This is a genomic window from Streptomyces sp. NBC_01314 (assembly GCF_041435215.1).
Classification (GTDB): Bacteria; Actinomycetota; Actinomycetes; order Streptomycetales; family Streptomycetaceae; genus Streptomyces.
The window spans coordinates 263687-279245 of record NZ_CP108394.1; the positions used below are offsets into that span (position 1 = coordinate 263687).

Annotated in this window: 14 protein-coding genes and 1 pseudogene; 7 read left to right on the forward strand and 8 right to left on the reverse strand. The window is 70.0% G+C overall.

Features of this window, described 5'->3' with window-relative positions:
* Nucleotides 1-11 precede the first annotated feature (11 nt).
* Genes OG622_RS01120 through OG622_RS01145 form a run of 6 tightly spaced genes read right to left on the reverse strand, consistent with a single transcriptional unit; the run spans nucleotide 12 to nucleotide 6095 of the window.
* Nucleotides 12-503 (reverse strand): VOC family protein, encoded by a 492-nt coding sequence (locus OG622_RS01120; RefSeq protein WP_371572422.1) that lies wholly within the window; start codon nucleotides 501-503, stop codon nucleotides 12-14.
* Nucleotides 504-538: 35 nt separating this feature from the next.
* The gene (locus OG622_RS01125; RefSeq protein WP_371572423.1) at nucleotides 539-1342 is read right to left on the reverse strand and encodes an SDR family NAD(P)-dependent oxidoreductase; all 804 of its coding nucleotides are present in this window, start codon (nucleotides 1340-1342) and stop codon (nucleotides 539-541) included.
* Entirely contained in the window at nucleotides 1339-2373 is a 1035-nt protein-coding gene (locus OG622_RS01130) for a branched-chain amino acid ABC transporter permease (protein WP_371572425.1), read from the reverse strand. Before OG622_RS01130 ends, OG622_RS01125 begins: the two co-directional genes overlap by 4 nt.
* Complete coding sequence (locus OG622_RS01135) at nucleotides 2370-3233, reverse strand: branched-chain amino acid ABC transporter permease (RefSeq protein ID WP_371572426.1); 864 nt, start codon at nucleotides 3231-3233, stop codon at nucleotides 2370-2372. The genes OG622_RS01130 and OG622_RS01135 overlap by 4 nt, the downstream gene beginning before the upstream one ends.
* Nucleotides 3234-3267: 34 nt before the next feature.
* A complete protein-coding gene (locus tag OG622_RS01140) occupies nucleotides 3268-4467 on the reverse strand; it encodes an ABC transporter substrate-binding protein (protein WP_371572428.1) in 1200 nt (399 codons plus the stop codon).
* The gene (locus OG622_RS01145; protein ID WP_371572430.1) at nucleotides 4464-6095 is read right to left on the reverse strand and encodes an ATP-binding cassette domain-containing protein; all 1632 of its coding nucleotides are present in this window, start codon (nucleotides 6093-6095) and stop codon (nucleotides 4464-4466) included. Before OG622_RS01145 ends, OG622_RS01140 begins: the two co-directional genes overlap by 4 nt.
* 111 nt (nucleotides 6096-6206) lie before the next feature.
* Here OG622_RS01145 and OG622_RS01150 point away from each other — a divergent pair, with 111 nt between their 5' ends.
* The 5 genes from OG622_RS01150 to OG622_RS01170 all read left to right on the forward strand — a co-directional run bounded on the left by OG622_RS01150 (nucleotide 6207) and on the right by OG622_RS01170 (nucleotide 12385).
* Nucleotides 6207-6992: an SDR family NAD(P)-dependent oxidoreductase gene (locus tag OG622_RS01150; RefSeq protein WP_371572432.1), complete on the forward strand. Its 786-nt coding sequence runs from the start codon at nucleotides 6207-6209 to the stop codon at nucleotides 6990-6992.
* Nucleotides 6993-7017: 25 nt separating this feature from the next.
* Entirely contained in the window at nucleotides 7018-7623 is a 606-nt protein-coding gene (locus OG622_RS01155) for a hypothetical protein (protein WP_371572434.1), read from the forward strand.
* A gap of 49 nt (nucleotides 7624-7672) precedes the next feature.
* Nucleotides 7673-8998, forward strand: coding sequence for a PucR family transcriptional regulator (locus OG622_RS01160; protein ID WP_371572436.1), 1326 nt, complete (start codon nucleotides 7673-7675; stop codon nucleotides 8996-8998).
* 338 nt (nucleotides 8999-9336) lie between these two features.
* Nucleotides 9337-10863, forward strand: coding sequence for a carotenoid oxygenase family protein (locus OG622_RS01165; RefSeq protein ID WP_371572438.1), 1527 nt, complete (start codon nucleotides 9337-9339; stop codon nucleotides 10861-10863).
* 13 nt (nucleotides 10864-10876) lie between these two features.
* A complete protein-coding gene (locus tag OG622_RS01170; protein ID WP_371572439.1) occupies nucleotides 10877-12385 on the forward strand; it encodes an aldehyde dehydrogenase family protein in 1509 nt (502 codons plus the stop codon).
* 149 nt (nucleotides 12386-12534) lie between these two features.
* Here OG622_RS01170 and OG622_RS01175 read toward each other — a convergent pair whose 3' ends face one another.
* Complete coding sequence (locus OG622_RS01175; protein WP_371572441.1) at nucleotides 12535-12975, reverse strand: hypothetical protein; 441 nt, start codon at nucleotides 12973-12975, stop codon at nucleotides 12535-12537.
* Between OG622_RS01175 and OG622_RS01180 the strand changes: the two genes are divergently transcribed.
* Nucleotides 12962-13972 carry an SMP-30/gluconolactonase/LRE family protein gene (locus OG622_RS01180; protein ID WP_371572443.1) on the forward strand — a complete coding sequence of 337 codons (1011 nt, stop codon included), beginning with the start codon at nucleotides 12962-12964 and terminating at the stop codon, nucleotides 13970-13972. The genes OG622_RS01175 and OG622_RS01180 overlap by 14 nt on opposite strands.
* 136 nt (nucleotides 13973-14108) lie before the next feature.
* Nucleotides 14109-14234: pseudogene (locus tag OG622_RS01185) on the forward strand (IS630 family transposase); the annotation flags it as partial.
* A 66-nt stretch (nucleotides 14235-14300) separates the two neighbouring features.
* Here OG622_RS01185 and OG622_RS01190 read toward each other — a convergent pair.
* The gene (locus OG622_RS01190; RefSeq protein WP_371583975.1) at nucleotides 14301-15506 is read right to left on the reverse strand and encodes an IS256 family transposase; all 1206 of its coding nucleotides are present in this window, start codon (nucleotides 15504-15506) and stop codon (nucleotides 14301-14303) included.
* Nucleotides 15507-15559: the final 53 nt, after the last annotated feature.

Genomic DNA, 15559 nt, shown 5'->3' on the forward strand with positions numbered 1-15559 from the left:
GGGCGGCGGGCTCACTGGACGGGCTGGTACGCGGGGCCCCCTTCGGCCAGCAGCCGCTCGGCCTCGGCGAGGACCTCATCGGGTGACTGGTCGAGGTCGATCGTCTTGCGGAAGGGCTGCCGGACGTCGCGCTCCAGCCGCAGATAGACCTCGTTGCGGTTGCCCTCGGGATCGAAGAAGTAGATCCCGATGGCGTTGCCGTGGGTGACCTCCTGCTGGACCTCGATGCCCTCGGCGCGGAAGCGGTGGTGGAAGTCGATGACCGACTCCAGGGAGTCGACCCGCCAGGAGACCTGGTGCGTGAGCTTGGCTCCGTCGGGTGCCGTGCGGCCGCGCTGGAGCACGAACTCGTGATGCTCCTCGTCGGGGCGTGCGGACAGGAAGACGATCCCCCGTTCCTCGTCCTCGTCGGTGACGGTCAGCCCCATCACGCGGCTGTAGAAGTCGCGCATCCTCTCCAGGTCGTGCACCCAGAAGCCGGTGTGTCCCAGACCGGTGATCATTGCCGATATCTCCTTTTTCAGGACCGCTGTCTCTGTTAATGGGTCATGTTCTGGTCGAGTGCCGACAGGCTCAGGTCGACCGCGGAGACACCGCAGTCCGCCATGAGTACGGCCCCCGTGACGACCGCCGACCGCGGACCCGCGAGGAACGCGATGACCTCGGCGATCTCCGACGGCTCCGCGGCCCGGCGCAGGGGCACCAGTGAGCCGGCATGCCGGTAGGCGGCATCCCGGTCCAGGCCGGAGCGGGAGCCGGCCTCGTCCATCACGCGGTCGAGCATCGCGGTGCGCACGGCACCGGGGCAGACCACGTTCGCGCGTACCCCGAGGGGGCCGAAGTCGGCGGCAAGCGACCGGGTGAGGCCGATGAGGGCGTGTTTGGAGGTGGTGTAGGCGGCGGAGCCGGGCACGGCGAGCGTCCCTGCCAGCGAGGAGACGAGCACGATGGCCCCGCCGGTGTCGATCAGCGCGGGCAGTGCGCGGCGCGTTGTCACATAGGCGGTGTCCAGGTTGGCCCGCAGCGTGTCCCGCCAGACGGGCTCCGGGTCCAGGACGGTGCCGAAGGTACCGATGCCGGCGCAGCACACCACCGCGTCGAGCCGGCCCCCGTTGCCGAGTGCGACGCCGACCGCGCGGTGTACGTCGTTCTCGTCGGCGGCGTCACCGGGAACGGCGGCCGACCGGGGCAGTTGGGCGACCTTGTCCAGGCCCGGGTCGTCGGGCCCGAGGGCCACCACGGCGGCTCCGCGCTCGGCCAGCAGCTCCGCGGTGGCGTAGCCGATGCCGCCGCCGCCCCCGGTGATCAGAACGGTGCGGCCGGCGAACTCCCGCGTATTCATGCGAGGTCCACGGCGAGAGGCTCGGTCCCCGGGGGGGCGGTTTCGGTCTCCTTGCCGCTGTCGGCCGCCGGACGGCCGCTGCCGGGGCGTGGGCCGAGCAGGCGGCGGGTGGCCCGGCACAGCAGTGGCCACACGCCTTGCGGGGCGAAGCGGACGATGGCGATGAGGAGGATGCCCTCGATCACCAGGGAGAGCGTCTGCTGGCTCTGCAGTTCGCGGGTGAGGCCGTAGTAGACGACGGCCACGCCCAGGAGCGGGCCCAGCACGGTGCCCATTCCCCCGACCACGGCCATCAGCACGGCGTTGAGGCTCCAGGAGACGCTGGCCACGCTGTCCGGGGAGATGACGACGAACTGGAAGGCGATCACCGCCCCGGCCAGCCCGGTGATCGCGCCGGCGGGCAGCAGCGCGGCGAGCTGGTGGCGGCGGACGGCGACACCGAGTCCGGCGGCGGCCGGTTCGTTGTCGCGGATCGCTGCCAGCCGGAGCCCGAAAGCGCTGTGGCGCGCGTAGAGGGTGAGTGCCATGGCCAGCGCCGCGACGAGTACGGCGATTTGGTAGAGGTTGCCGCCGCTGGGCACGGCGTCGACCGGCAGGGTGACACCGCTGGCGCCGCCCGCCCAGTCCCAGTTGCGGATCAGTGCCTGGAGGGCGATGGCGATGGCCAGGGTGCCGATGGAGAAGTAGTCGCCGCGCAGCCGCAGCAGCGCGGCGGACAGCAGGAGGGCGAGCAGCATGGCGGCGACTGGCGCCGCCGCCACGGCGAGGGGCCAGCTCAGGCCGGTGTGGACGAGCAGCAGCGCGGCGGCGTAGCCGCCGGTGGCGACGAAAGCTGCGGAGCCCAGCGAGACCAGGCCGCCGAAGCCGGCGAGGATGTTCCATGCCTGGGCGATGGCCAGGTAGCACAGCAGGGTGACGCCGAGGTCGAGGGTGCCGTTGTCGAGCACGCCCCCGAGGGCGAAACAGACCGTGGTGGCCAGCAGCAGTGCGGCTGCCGGCCACCAGCGCCGCAGAGTGGGCGTGAGTGTCATCCGGCATGCGCCTTTCGGAACAGGCCCTGCGGGCGGACCGCGAGGACGAGGAAGAAGGCCAGGTAGACGACCACGTCGCGCCAGCCGCCGCCGAAGAGGCCGACGCTGACGGACTGCAGAACACCCAGCGCCACGCCCGCCATCAGCACGCCGCCCACGCTGCCGATGCCTGCCAGGGCCATCACGGCGAAGCCGGTGAGCAACAGCGGCAGGCCGCTGTTGGGGGTGAAGCTCTGAGCCACGCCGGTGAGCACTCCGCCGGCCGCGGCGAGCGCCGCCGCACCGGCGAAGGTCATGGCGTAGACGCGGTTGACGTCGATGCCGAGTACGGCCGCGGTGTCGGGGTCGGCCGAGGCCGCCCGCACCGCGCTGCCGGCCCGCGTCCTGGTGAGCACCAGGTGGGTCGCGGCGCACAGCACGATGGTGAGCCCGAAGGCGATGACGTAGACGGTCTGGACCCGCATGCCGAGTACGGACAGGCCGGTGTCGGCATAGGAGGCGGGCAGCGCCTTGGGGTGGGTGCCGAAGGCGGCCTGGAAGAGCGCCTGCGCCAGCAGCGAGAGGCCGAAGGTGGCCACCAGCGGGGCGCTCTTGCTGCCCCTCAGCAGGGGTGTGAGCAGGTAGCGCTGCAGGGGGTAGGCGATCAGTGCCATGGCGGCCATGGCGAGCGGCAGCGCGGCCAGCGGGTCCCAGCCGGCGTCCACGACGAGCAGCGAGGCCAGGTAGGCGCCGCCGATGACGAGTTCGCCGTGTGCCAGGTTCATCAGTCCGAGCACCCCGAAGACCAGGGAGATTCCCAGGCCGATCAGGGCGTACAGGCCGCCTGCCAGAATGCCGGCGGCCAGCACGTCGAGGCTCATGTCTCGGCTCCCTTGTGTCGTTGCGGCGGACGGCTCAGCGCAGGCCGGCCAGGGACTTCAGGGGGACGGCGCCCTTGGCGGGCCAGACCTGCTGGATCCTGCCGTTCTCCCACTGCCCGATGAAGGACGGGGTGGTGCTCTTGTTGGCCGTGAACTTCACGGGGCCCAGAGCGGACGTCATGTCGGTGGCGGCGAGGGCCTTGTTGACGGAGGCTGCGGTGGCGTCGCCGGAGCGGGAGATGGCGTTCATCAGGACCTGGGCCTCGTGGTAGCCGAGCGCGACCGAGCCGAGGTCGTTGAGGGCCGGGTACTTCTTGGCGAACTTGTCGACGATCATCTGCGTGTCCGGGAGTCCTGCGGAGTCCGTCCAGTTCAGCTGGACGAGCGTGCCGTCGCCGAGTGTGCCCAGCGAGCTCCAGCCGGGGGTCTGGGCGCACTGCAGGCCGATGGCGAGCTTCGGCTTGTACGCCAGCGCCTTCATCTGCTTCCACATCGCGAAGCAGTCCTGCGGTGCCATGGAGGCGATGAGGACCTGCGCGCCGGTGGACTTGCCGGACTGGATGACGTCGGAGAAGTCGGTGGTGCCGGTGGGCACCGCCTTGGTGGAGGCGATGGTGTAGCCGTTCTTCTTGCCCAGCCCGGCCCACAGCTGCCCGGTGGACTTGCCCTGGGCGTCGTTGCTGGTGACCACCAGGATCTTCTTGTTGGTGGACGTGGTGTCGGCGAGTTCGTAGAACTTGTCGGCGCCGTCGGCCAGGGACTGGAAGGAGTCCCAGGTGTAGCCCTTGCCCTTGGGCAGCAGCTCCACCGGGAGGGCGCCCATCATCAGGGGGGTCTTCAGCGCGTCGGCCTGGCCCTGCATGTCGATGTTCTGCTGGCAGCAGGAACCCAGCAGGGCGACCGCGTGGTCGCTGAGCACCAGGGAGCGGACCTGCTGCACCATCGTGTTGGTGTCGCTGCGGTTGTCCAGCACGACCAGCTTGATCTTGCGCTTGACGCCGCCCACCGTGACCCCGCCGGCGGCGTTCGCCTTGTCGACGGCGAGTTGGTAGCCGTCCTTGATGGAGGCCAGCACCGTGTTGCCGGACAGGGAGATGCTGGTGCCGATCACGATGGGGCCGGTGCTGTTCGCGCTGCCCGCGCTCGATGTGTCGTTGCCGGCGCAGCCGGCGACGAGCAACGCGGCGCAGACGGTGGCGCAGGCCAGACGCAGGGAGGGTCTGAGCGTTCTCATGAGGGTTCTCCAGTGGTGCGGGTGCGGGTGGGCACGCCGAGGTGCGTCGGGGGGACGGTGGCGGAGGAGGCGGCGTCTGTGGCGGAGGTGCCGAAGTACGCGGCGTCCAGGTCGGCGTCGTCGAGCAGACCGGCCGGGCCGCCGCGGTAGGAGACGCGCCCCCGGGAGAGGACGACCGCGTGGTCGCAGATGCCGAGGGCGCGCTTGACGTTCTGCTCGACGAGCAGAATCGCCACGCCCTGGGCGTTGATGTCGGTGAGTGCCTGGTACAGCGCGTCGATGGCGACCGGGGCAAGGCCCAGCGAGATCTCGTCGCAGATCAGTACGGACGGGTTCGCCATGAGGGCGCGTCCCACGGCGAGCATCTGCTGCTGCCCACCGGACATCGTGCCCGCGCGCTGCCCGGCGCGTTCGGCGAGCACGGGGAACACGGCGTGCACCCGCTCCATCCGGGTGTGTACCTCACCCCTGGCGAGCGAGAGTGGAGCGCCGAGTTGCAGGTTCTCAGCGACGGTGAGGTCACCGAAGACGCGGCGGCCCTCCTGGCAGTAGGCGATGCCCAGGCGGGCCCGCTCGTGCACCGGCAGGCGGGTGATGTCCCGGCCGAACGCCATGATGCGGCCCGTACGGGTGCCGACGGTGCCCATGAGGGTGCCGCAGAGCGTGGACTTCCCGGCGCCGTTCGCCCCCAGCACGCTGACGATCTGCCCGGGCCTCAGGCGCAGCGAGAAGTCCCGCAGGGCCAGCATGTCGCCGTATCCGGAGGTGACGCCGTCCAGGACCAGCGCGTCGTCCGTGTCGCCCTGTGCGGCGGTTGCCGCGGTGTCCTGTTGTACGCCCTGTGTGTCCTGAGCGGCCATAGGGGAACGGCCGGCGGCTCGGGGGGTGGGGCCGGTTCCTTCTGATGAGCCGCTGTCACCGAGGTAGACCGCGCGCACCTGCTCGTCGAGGGCGATCTGCGCCGGGGTGCCTTCCGCTATCGGACGCCCCCAGTTGAGCACCAGGACGCGGTCGACGAGCTCGCGTACGACCCGTTCGATGTGCTCGACGAGGATCACGGTGGTGCCGCGCTGGTGCACCCGGCGGATCAGGTCGATCGCCTCGTCGAGTTCGCGGCCGACCAGCCCGGCGGCCACCTCGTCGAGCATGAGCACCTGCGGCCGGGTGGCCAGCGCACGGGCGACCTCCAGCCGTTTCAGGTCCAGGACGCGCAGCGAGTCCGCGGCGCGGGAGGCTTTGGTGTCCAGTCGGCACAGGGCGAGCAGGTCGGTGAGCTCCGGTGCGCGCATGGGCGGATCGGCGGCCATGGCTCCGATCCGCACGTTGTCGCGGACGCTCAGGCTGTGGAAGGGCCTTGGGACCTGGTGGGCCAGGGCCACCCCCAGTCTGGTGATGCGGTGCGGCGCCAGCCGGTCCAGTGGGCGCTCGCCCAGATGGATGCTCCCCGAGTCCGGGCGGTGCACCCCGGCGATCAGTTTGAGCAGGGTGCTCTTCCCGGCGCCGTTCGGGCCGATGACCGCCACCGCCTCGCCACGGCGCACTGTGAGGTCCACGCCCTCCAGCGCCGTCACGCCGCCGAAGTGTTTTCCCAGTTCCTGCACGGTCAGGGCGGTGTCCGAAATGTTCACTGTTGCGGCTCCTTCCATGTCGTTGACCGACGTGTGGCCGCAGGCTAGTGTCCTGTTAAACAAAATGCTAGTCCTAAATAACAGGACACCTGAAGGGCGTGGTGGGTCAATATGTCCTTCGCCGGGCTTACCGGGCGTGTGGCGGTGGTGACCGGTGCCGGCAGCGGCATCGGGGCGGCCACCGCGCGGCGCCTCGCCGCCGAGGGCTGCTCGGTCGCTCTCGTCGACCGCGACGGTGACGCCGCATCCGCCGTGACCGCGCAGTGCGGCCGGCGGGCGCTGGCCATCGCAGCCGACGTGTCGGCAGAGGCCGACGCCGCGGAGTACCTCCAGGCCGCCGTCGCCCACTTCGGCCGCGTCGATCTGCTCCACCTCAACGCGGGAATCCCCGGCCCTTTCGGCTCGTTCGCCGACCTCGACGTGACGGACTACGACCAGGTCGTCGCGGTCAACCAGCGCAGTGTCTTCCTCGGTCTGCGCGACGCGCTGCGCCACTTCCGCGCCACCGCCCGCCCCGGCGCCGTCGTCGTCACCAGCTCCCTCGCGGGGCTGCGGGCGAGCGCCGCGGTCGTGCCCTACACGGCGAGCAAACATGCCGTGATCGGCCTGGCCCGCAGCGCCGCGATCGAGGGAGCACCCCTGGGGGTGCGGGTGAACGTCGTCGCGCCGGGCCTGATCGAGACGCCGCTGCAGCAGCCCCTCGCCGAAGCGCTGGGTGGCGAGGCGGCCGCCGCCGCGCTGCGCACGCACAGCCCGCTCGGGCGCATGGGCACGGCCGACGAGGTCGCCGCCCTGGTCGCCTTCCTGCTGAGCGAGGAGGCGCCGTACATCACCGGCGCCGTCCATGTCATCGACGGCGGCGTCGATGCCAGCGACCCCATGCAGATCCGCCTGTGAACCACTCGGCTCGAAAGGCCAGCACATGAACGTGTTCGACGTACGCAACATCGTCAGACAGCCCGACGCGCTGCTCGCGGTCACCGAGAACCAGCGGCACCGGGCGATCCTGCTGAACTTCCGCCGGCACGCGCTGCTGGAGGTCTCCGGGCGCTGGCAGGAGATTCTCCGGCCGGACATGACCGTCGACGAACCCTGCTACCGCATCAACGAGAACGGCACCTCGCTCCGCCTGCGCGGCACGGCCGAGATCGGCGCCTTCTACGCGGGCATCACCGAAGCCCGCGCAAACGTCTTCGGCCCGATCACCGAACACGTGGCCGTCGCGGACTGGGGCCTTGCCATCGAATCCTTCTTCGGCCACCATCTCCCCGGCCGGGTCCTGGCCGAGCAGGGCGAGGACATCGACGACCCGGACGCCTACTACCAGCTCACTCACTACATGGCGTCGTTCTGGCCGTACGACGCGGATTGCCGCCTGATCGGCGAGCACATCTACGAGGACACCGGCAGCCGCCGCATCGAGAAGATGGACCCGGCGGACGTCATCACCCCCGAGAAGGCGCGCGAGCTGCTGGCCCCCCTCTTCGACAGTGCCCCGCCCGGACCCGGTCCGGCCCCGCATGAATGAGTACTGACATCGCACCGTCTGCCGTGATCGGGAGGATGATGGGCCGCAGATGAGCGAGGTGAGAGTCATGACGGGCGCCGGCGAATGGCTGCTGCGACTGCGACCGGACAGCGACGCGGACCACCCGGCGCCGGCCTTGTCCCCCGCGACGGTCGCGGAGGCCGAAGCCGACCTGGGCCCCGGTCCCGTGGCCTGGGTGGTGGAGACGGCCGCCGGGGCCGCCGAGAAGTGCGCCCGGCAGTCTCCCGAAGTCGCCGATGGACCGGTGGGCCTGCGGACGGCACGCCGATCGGTGGAGGCGTGCTGCATCGCGATCCTGCGAGGGCTGCTCAACGACACGCCGGCCGGCCGCATCGACGCCCCGCCCGAGGCAGTCGACGGCAACCGCGATCTGGTGCACCGGGGCGTGCCGCTGGACCGTATCCTGCGGGCCGTGTGGACCTCTCACGTCCACACCTACGGACGGCTGCTGTCCGCTCTGCGGCTCCTCGTCAAAGCGGAACGGTGGCCCGACGAGAGCGAGCGCGTCGCCCGGCTGTCCTTCGCCTACGTCGAAGAGCTGACCGCGGTGTTCGCCACCCAGTACGCGGCGGAGCGGGAGCACTGGGCGGGCAGTCTCATGGCCGCCCGCCGCAAACTCGTGGACGACCTCCTCGCCGGCCTCCACGCCGACCCGGCGACAGTGGTGAACACCCTGGGCCTCGACCTCGGCCACCACCACATGGCCGCCGTTGTGTGGACAGACGCCGAGGGGGACGGGCAGAGCGCTTCCGTGCCGCTGCACCGGCTCGCCGCCGATCTCGTCGGCGTCTCGCAGGCCGTGCGCTCCCTCGTCCTGCCGACGGGAACGTCCGAACTGTGGGCATGGCTGAGCTGGCCACACCCACCGCCGACGGATCTCGTCTCCCTGATCCGTAAGGAGACGAGGGCGAGGCCAGAGCACTACCCCGGCGGCATCTACGTCGCTCTGGGACCACCGGCCCGGGGCGACGAGGGGTTCCGGGGCAGCCACGTCGCCGCCCGGGAGACCCAGCGGGTGGCACAGGCCCTCGGCGACCCGGGTACATACGCCTACGCCGACATCGCCGAGCTGTCGCTGCTGACCGCCGACACCGAGCACGCCGAGCGCTACATGCGCGACGTCCTGGGACCGCTGGCCGGCCCCGGCCCCAAGGCTGCCGAGATCCGCGAGACACTCCGCCGGTATCTGGCGCACGGCCGCAGCCGCACCCTCGCCGCCGAGGAACTGTTCGTGGCGCCCAACACCGTCGCCTACCGGGTCAAGCGGGCCGAAGAGCTGATGGGCAGGCCCCTGCCGCAGGACCATCTGCCGCTGCGACTGGCGCTGGAGATCAGCCGGATCATCACTCCCTGACCGCAGACCGCACGGGCCTCGCCACGGCTGTCGCACCCCGTACCGCCGCTGACTGCGCTGCGGCGACAAAACCGAACCCCGATTCTGTCGTCCGGCACCGAGGACGACCGGCGTGCGGCGCCGGAAGATGACCGGGCCGGGCACGAGGAGGTGCCCACCGGGTTACGGAGCGATGTATGAGCCGCCAAGTCCCCGCGCCTGCCCGGCACATCAGAGCACGGCGGCTGCGGGCCCGGCGCGTACCGGCCCTTCGCCCCGGTCGCCACGCAGCTGCCGTACCTGCACCGGCGCGGCCTTCGAGCCTCTTCGCAGAGCCTGTTCCCCGTGAAAGGGACCTTATGAACACCCCGTCCGTCCCCGTCATCGCGACCACGCCGATGTCCGTCGCGCCGCAGGCCCCGCGCGGCGGCCCCGACCAGAACTGGCCGACGGACAACAAGTGGCTGCGTGGCCCGTTCGCCCCGTGGACGGAGGAGAGCCACAGCTACGACCTCCCGGTACAGGGCCAGATCCCGGACGATCTCGCCGGCGCCCTGTTCCGTGTCTCCTCCAACCCCCGTTTCCAGCCCCGCAACCTGGACCGCTACCACTGGTGGGAGGGCGACGGCATGGTGGCCGCGCTCTATCTGCGTGAGGGCAAGGCGGCTTTCCGTACCGGCTGGGTGGCGACGGACTCGATGAAGTTCGAGGTCGAGCAGGGCGAGGCCGTCTACAGCGGCTTCGTCAACGGCGGCACGCCCGGGCGGCTGCCCAAGGGCGCCCCGCCCGCCAAGAACGTGGCCAACACCAGCGTCGGCATCTTCGACGACCACCTGCTCGTCTGCTTCGAGGGCGGTCTGCCGATGGCGATGCACCCGCAGACCCTGGAGACGTACGGCACCTACGACTTCCACGGCGGCATCGACGTCCTGTGCACCGCCCACTACAAGACCGACCCGGCCACCGGCGACCTGCTGTTCTTCGCCGCCACCGGCCCCGTCATCACGTGGTACCGCGCCGATGTCCGGACCGGACAGGTCATCGACTCCCACACCATCGACATCGGCATCCCGGTCCTCATGCACGACTTCGTCGTGAGTGAGAACTACGCGATCTTCTTCGTCGCGCCCAACCTGCTCCGCCTCGACCTGGTCGCCCAGGGCCGGCCCGGCGTGGTCTGGGACGAGTCTGCGTTGCCGCACGGCACACAGATCGTGCTCATGGACCGCCGCACCCACGAGGTGAAGTGGTACGAGGCCGGTGGCATGTTCGCGCCCACGCACTTCTACAACGCCTACGAGACCGGTGACGAGGTCGTCATCGACATGCACCGGATCTCCCGCATCGGCAGCCCCGCCGACAGCCTCACTCCGCTCAGCTCCCACGAGTGGTTTCCCCCGGGCTATTCCTGGCAGTGGCGGATCGACACGGCGACCGGCAAGGTCGCCGACGGCCGGGTCTCCGGTATCGCCGGCGAGTTCCCGAAGATCAACGACAGCTACGTCGGCCGGCAGCACCGGTACGGCTACTTCGTGACCACCCGTGACCTGGCCCCCGACACCATGACCGACGGCCTGGCCCGCCACGACTACCTCAAGGACTCCACGGTCGTCGTCGAGGGACCGCACCCGCTCACCAGCCCCAGCGAGCCGGTGTTCGTCCCCCGGACCGACCCGCGCGGCGAGGACGACGGCTATCTGCTGTCCCTGTGGTGGAACCCCGAGACGGGTCTGAGCGAGCTGCTGATCCACGACGCGTCCGACCTCGTCGCCCAGCCCCTGGCCCGGGTCGGGCTGCCCGTACGCGTGCCGTTCGGCTTCCACGGCAGCTGGGCCGACCAGACCGTACTCGACAAGAGCGTGTCCGCCCTCCGCGACGCGCACTGATCCCCCCGCACCCATGAGCCGCCCACGAACCCCGGAGACCACGTTGACCACGACAGTTGAACCGCCATCCGCCCACGCCCGTCCGCCATGGGACGGCAAGATCTTCGACGGCACCTGGGCTAAGGGCCAGGGCGGGACCGTCGACGTGACCGCACCGGCCACCGGCAAGGTGCTCGCCACGGTCGGCGCCGCCTCCCCGGCCGACGTCGACCGGGCCGCCGAGCTCGCGGCGAAGGCCCAGCGGGACTGGGCCCGGCTGCCCTACGACCGGCGGGCGGAGGTGTTCCGCAAGGCGGCGGCCCTGCTGGAGGCCGACCCGGCCCGGCTGGTGCGCTGGCTCATTCCCGAGGCCGGGTCCGGGATGGGCAAGGCCGCCTTCGAGACCGCTCTGGTGGTCTCCGAGCTCTTCCAGGCCGCCGCGCTCGCCGCGGAGCCCTACGGCGAACTGCTGCGCAGCACCCGGCCGCGGATGTCGTTCGCCCGCCGGATCCCCCTCGGGGTGGTCGGGGTCATCTCGCCCTTCAACTTCCCCGCCATCCTCTCCATGCGCTCAGTGGCGCCCGCGCTCGCCCTCGGCAACGCCGTCGTCCTCAAACCCGACCCGCGCACCCCGGTCTCGGGCGGACTGGCTCTCGCCGAACTGCTGGCCGAGGCAGGCCTGCCGGAGGGAGTACTGCACGTCCTGCCCGGCGGGGCCGATGTCGGTGAGGCGCTGGTGACCCACCCGGCCGTGCCGTGCATCTCCTTCACCGGCTCCACCGCCGCCGGCCGGGCGATCGGCGCGGCGGCCGGACCCCTGCTGAAGAAGGTGCACCTGGAACTCGGCGGGAACAACGCCCTGCTCGTCCTGCCCGACGCCGACCTCGACGCGGCCGCGTCGGCCGGCGCGTGGGGGTCGTTCCTGCACCAGGGCCAGATCTGCATGACCACGGGACGGCACCTGGTGCACGCCTCCGTCGCCGAGCAGTACGTGGCCAAGCTCGCAGAGAAGGCCGCGGCGATCACCGTCGGCGACCCGGCCGACCCGCACAACGCCCTGGGCCCGCTCATCGACGAACGCCAGCGTGACAGAGTCCACGGCATCGTCACCCGCAGCGTGTCCCAGGGCGCGCGCCTGGCCGCGGGCGGAACCTACGACGGGCTGTTCTACCGGCCCACCGTCCTCGCCAGCGTTCCTCACGACGCGCCCGCGTTCACCGAGGAGATCTTCGGCCCCGTAGCCCCCGTGACCACCTACGAGACCGTCGAGGAGGCCATCGAGATCATCAACTCCTCCGAGTACGGCCTGTCGGTCGCCATCCTCACCCAGGATGTGTTCGGCGCTCTGGAACTCGCCGAACGCATCGAGTCCGGCGCCGTCCACATCAACGACCAGACCGTCGACGACGAGGCCGTCGCCCCCTTCGGCGGCACCAAGGCCTCCGCGGCCGGCGGCCGCTTCGGAGGCGGAGCCAACCTCGACACCTTCACAGAGGTGCAGTGGGTGACCGCGCAGGCGAAGATCGAGCGGTACCCGTTCTGAACACTGCCGCGGTCCATGGATGCCCGGCCGCCGGGCAGTGCGTGGTGCCGGGTTGCCGGCGCGGCCCGGCTCGGTCTCTTCCGCGTCCAGCACGGGGCTGAGTTCTGCGGTCTGCGCGCGGGTACCGTTTTGAACGCGGGCGAAGATCTTCATAGCCCCAGGCAGGGAACGCCGAACCCGGTGACCGGCAAGCCCACCGTCGGCAGTTCTACGAGTTCCACCTGGACCGCGACACCGGATCGCTGCTGGTCAACCCCTTCCCGCTCGTCCGCAACCGCCGCTCCGCACGAGCCGACGCCCACCACAACCCCGAGAAGGAGCACAAGAAGGAGCGCACCAGCCTTCGAGCGCAGGAAGCTCGCGCTCGGAGAGTGCGGACGAGCATACAGATATCGACGGTTCTTCCTCACGAACGACGGAATCGCGAGGGCCGCCGAAGCCGGCCCGGCGCGGGCTCCGCCAGCCAGCCGCACGCGACCAGGTGCTTCGCCTTCGTCGCCTTCGTGATCCACATACTGCTGGCCGACCGACACCACGCGGGCCAGACATAAATCGCACACGAGAGGAATACTTACGATGTCCAAGACCATGGGAAACCGTTCGTCCGCCAAAACCTTACGACGCACGGCTGTGCCGCTGTTGGCGTTGGGGCTGCTCATCGGCGGGGGCCCGGCGGCCACTGCCGCTGCCACGGGTGGCGCCACCAGCACTACTGCCACTACCGCGGCAGCCGGCGCCTTTACCGGGCAGGAAAAGGTCATCACACTGCCCGGCGCCACCTCGGCCGAGGGCATCGCCGCCGGAGCAGGGTCGACCTTCTACGCAGGCGACCTCTTCCGCGGCGACATCTACCGCGGTGACATCCGCCGCGGCACCGCGGAGCTCTTCATCGACGTACCCGAGGGCCGGGTGGCGGCCGGCATGAAGGCCGATGTGTGCCGCGGTCTGCTCTTCGTCGCCGGCGGAGAGAGCGGCAAGGGGTACATCTACAACACCCGCACCGGCGCGACCGTCGCCACCCCGCAGCTCAGTGCCGTCGGCGCCGGCTTCATCAACGACGTGGCCCTCACTCGCGGCGGCGCCTGGTTCACCGACTCCTCGCAGGCGAAGCTCTACTTCCTGCCCATCAACAGACACGGCACGCCGGGCAAGGTCCGCACGCTGGACGTCACCGGCCCGGCCGGCGGGACGAGCGGCGCCTTCAATCTCAACGGGATCCAGGCCACCCCCGACGGGAAGACCCTGATCGTCGCCAACACCAGCACGGAAGGGATCTACACGGTCAACCCGGCCACCGGGGTCAGCACACTCATCGAGGGCATCGGCCGGCGGCCCAACGCCGACGGCCTCATCCTGGACGGCCGACGGCTGTGGGTGGTGCAGAACTTCGATAACAAGATCGCACGCTTCGAACTCAGCAGGGACCTGAGCCACGGCACGCTGCAGAAGGAGATAACCAGCCCGCACTTCGGCGTCCCGACCACAGCGGCGCTCTTCGGCCCCCACCTCGCCGCGGTGAACGCGCACTTCGACACCGGAGTACCGCCGACCGCACCCACCTACGAAGTCGTCGTCGTCAAGTCCTGAGGACGACGTGACCGCGGGGTCCTGCCCACGCAACAGCGTGGCAGGACCCCGCAGTCACCCATGTACTGACCGGCTCACAACAACACGTACGTCATCGACGGCGACAAGTGTCGTGTCCCTGGCCCGCCGCACCGCCACCAACAAGGACCGGGTCCTGCACGCCTACCTGCGCTGGCGTAACGCCAACGCCCGCCACCGCGACGTCCTGGCTGCCGAACGCAAGGAACGCGCTCGTACCCGAAGCGGGAAGGGCATCCGCTGAGGCGGACGTCCACTCAAAGCCGCCTGAGGGTGTGTCAACTTAACGGCTGATCTTGGTTGTTGAAGGTCAGTTGTTGCTCGGGGTGAGGCGGCCTTCGAAGGCGATCTGGAAGGCGTTCAGGGGCGCCTTCCAGCGCATGGTCCACCGCTTGCGGCCCTTGCCGGTCGGGTCCAGGCTCATCAGCGCCATGTAGATGCACTTCAAAGCGGCGGCCTCGTTGGGGAAGTGCCCGCGGGCGCGGACAGCCCTGCGGATGCGGGCGTTAACGCTCTCGATCGCGTTCGTGCTGCAGATGACCTTGCGTATCTCGACGTCGAAGGAGAGGAAGGGCACGAACTCGGCCCAGGCGTCCGACCACAGCTTCACGATCACCGGATACTTCCCTCCCCAGGACTCCTGGAACTCCAGGAACCGCTCCGTCGCCGCATCCTCGCTGGGTGCGGTGTAGACGGGCTTGAGCGCCCCTGCGACCTTGTCCCAGTCCTGACGGGCGGCGTAACGGAACGAATTGCGCAGCAGGTGAACCACGCACGTCTGGACAATCGTGCGGGGCCAGACGGCCTCCACCGCATCGGGAAGGCCCTTGAGCCCGTCGCAGACGAGCATGAGCACGTCGTCCAGGCCGCGGTTCTTCAGCTCCGTGAACACGTGCAGCCAGTACTTCGCGCCCTCGCCGCCGTCGCCGGCCCAGATGCCGAGGATGTCGCGGGTGCCGTCCACGGTCACCGCCATCACCACGTAGATCGGACGGTTCGCGACCTTTCCTTCCCTGATCTTCACGTTGATGGCGTCCACGAACAGGACGGGGTAGACGCGGTCGAGGGGCCGGTTCTGCCATTCGGCCATGCCGTCCATGACCTTATCGGTGATGGTGGAGATGGTCTGTTTGGACACCTCCGCTCCGTAGACCTCGGCGAGATGAGCGGAGATCTCTCCGTGAGTGAGGCCCTTCGCGGACAAGGAGAGCACCATCTCGTCGACGCCGGTCAGACGCCGTTGGCGCTTCTTGACGATCTGCGGCTCGAAGCTGCCGGCGGTATCGCGCGGCACCCTCACCTCCACCGGGCCGACATCGGTCAGCACGGTCTTCGCCCGGGTCCCGTTGCGGCTGTTGCCGTTGTTCTTCCCGGCCGGATCGTGCTTCTCGTAGCCGACGTGGTCGGTGATCTCGCCCTCCAGAGCGGACTCGAGCACTCGCTTCGTGAGCTGTTGCAACAGCCCGCCCTCGCCGGTCAGTTGCAGCCCCTCGTTTCGGGCACGGTCAACGAGCATCGCAACGAGCTGCTCGTCCGACACCGCACTCGTCGGTGCCTGAACCACCTGCT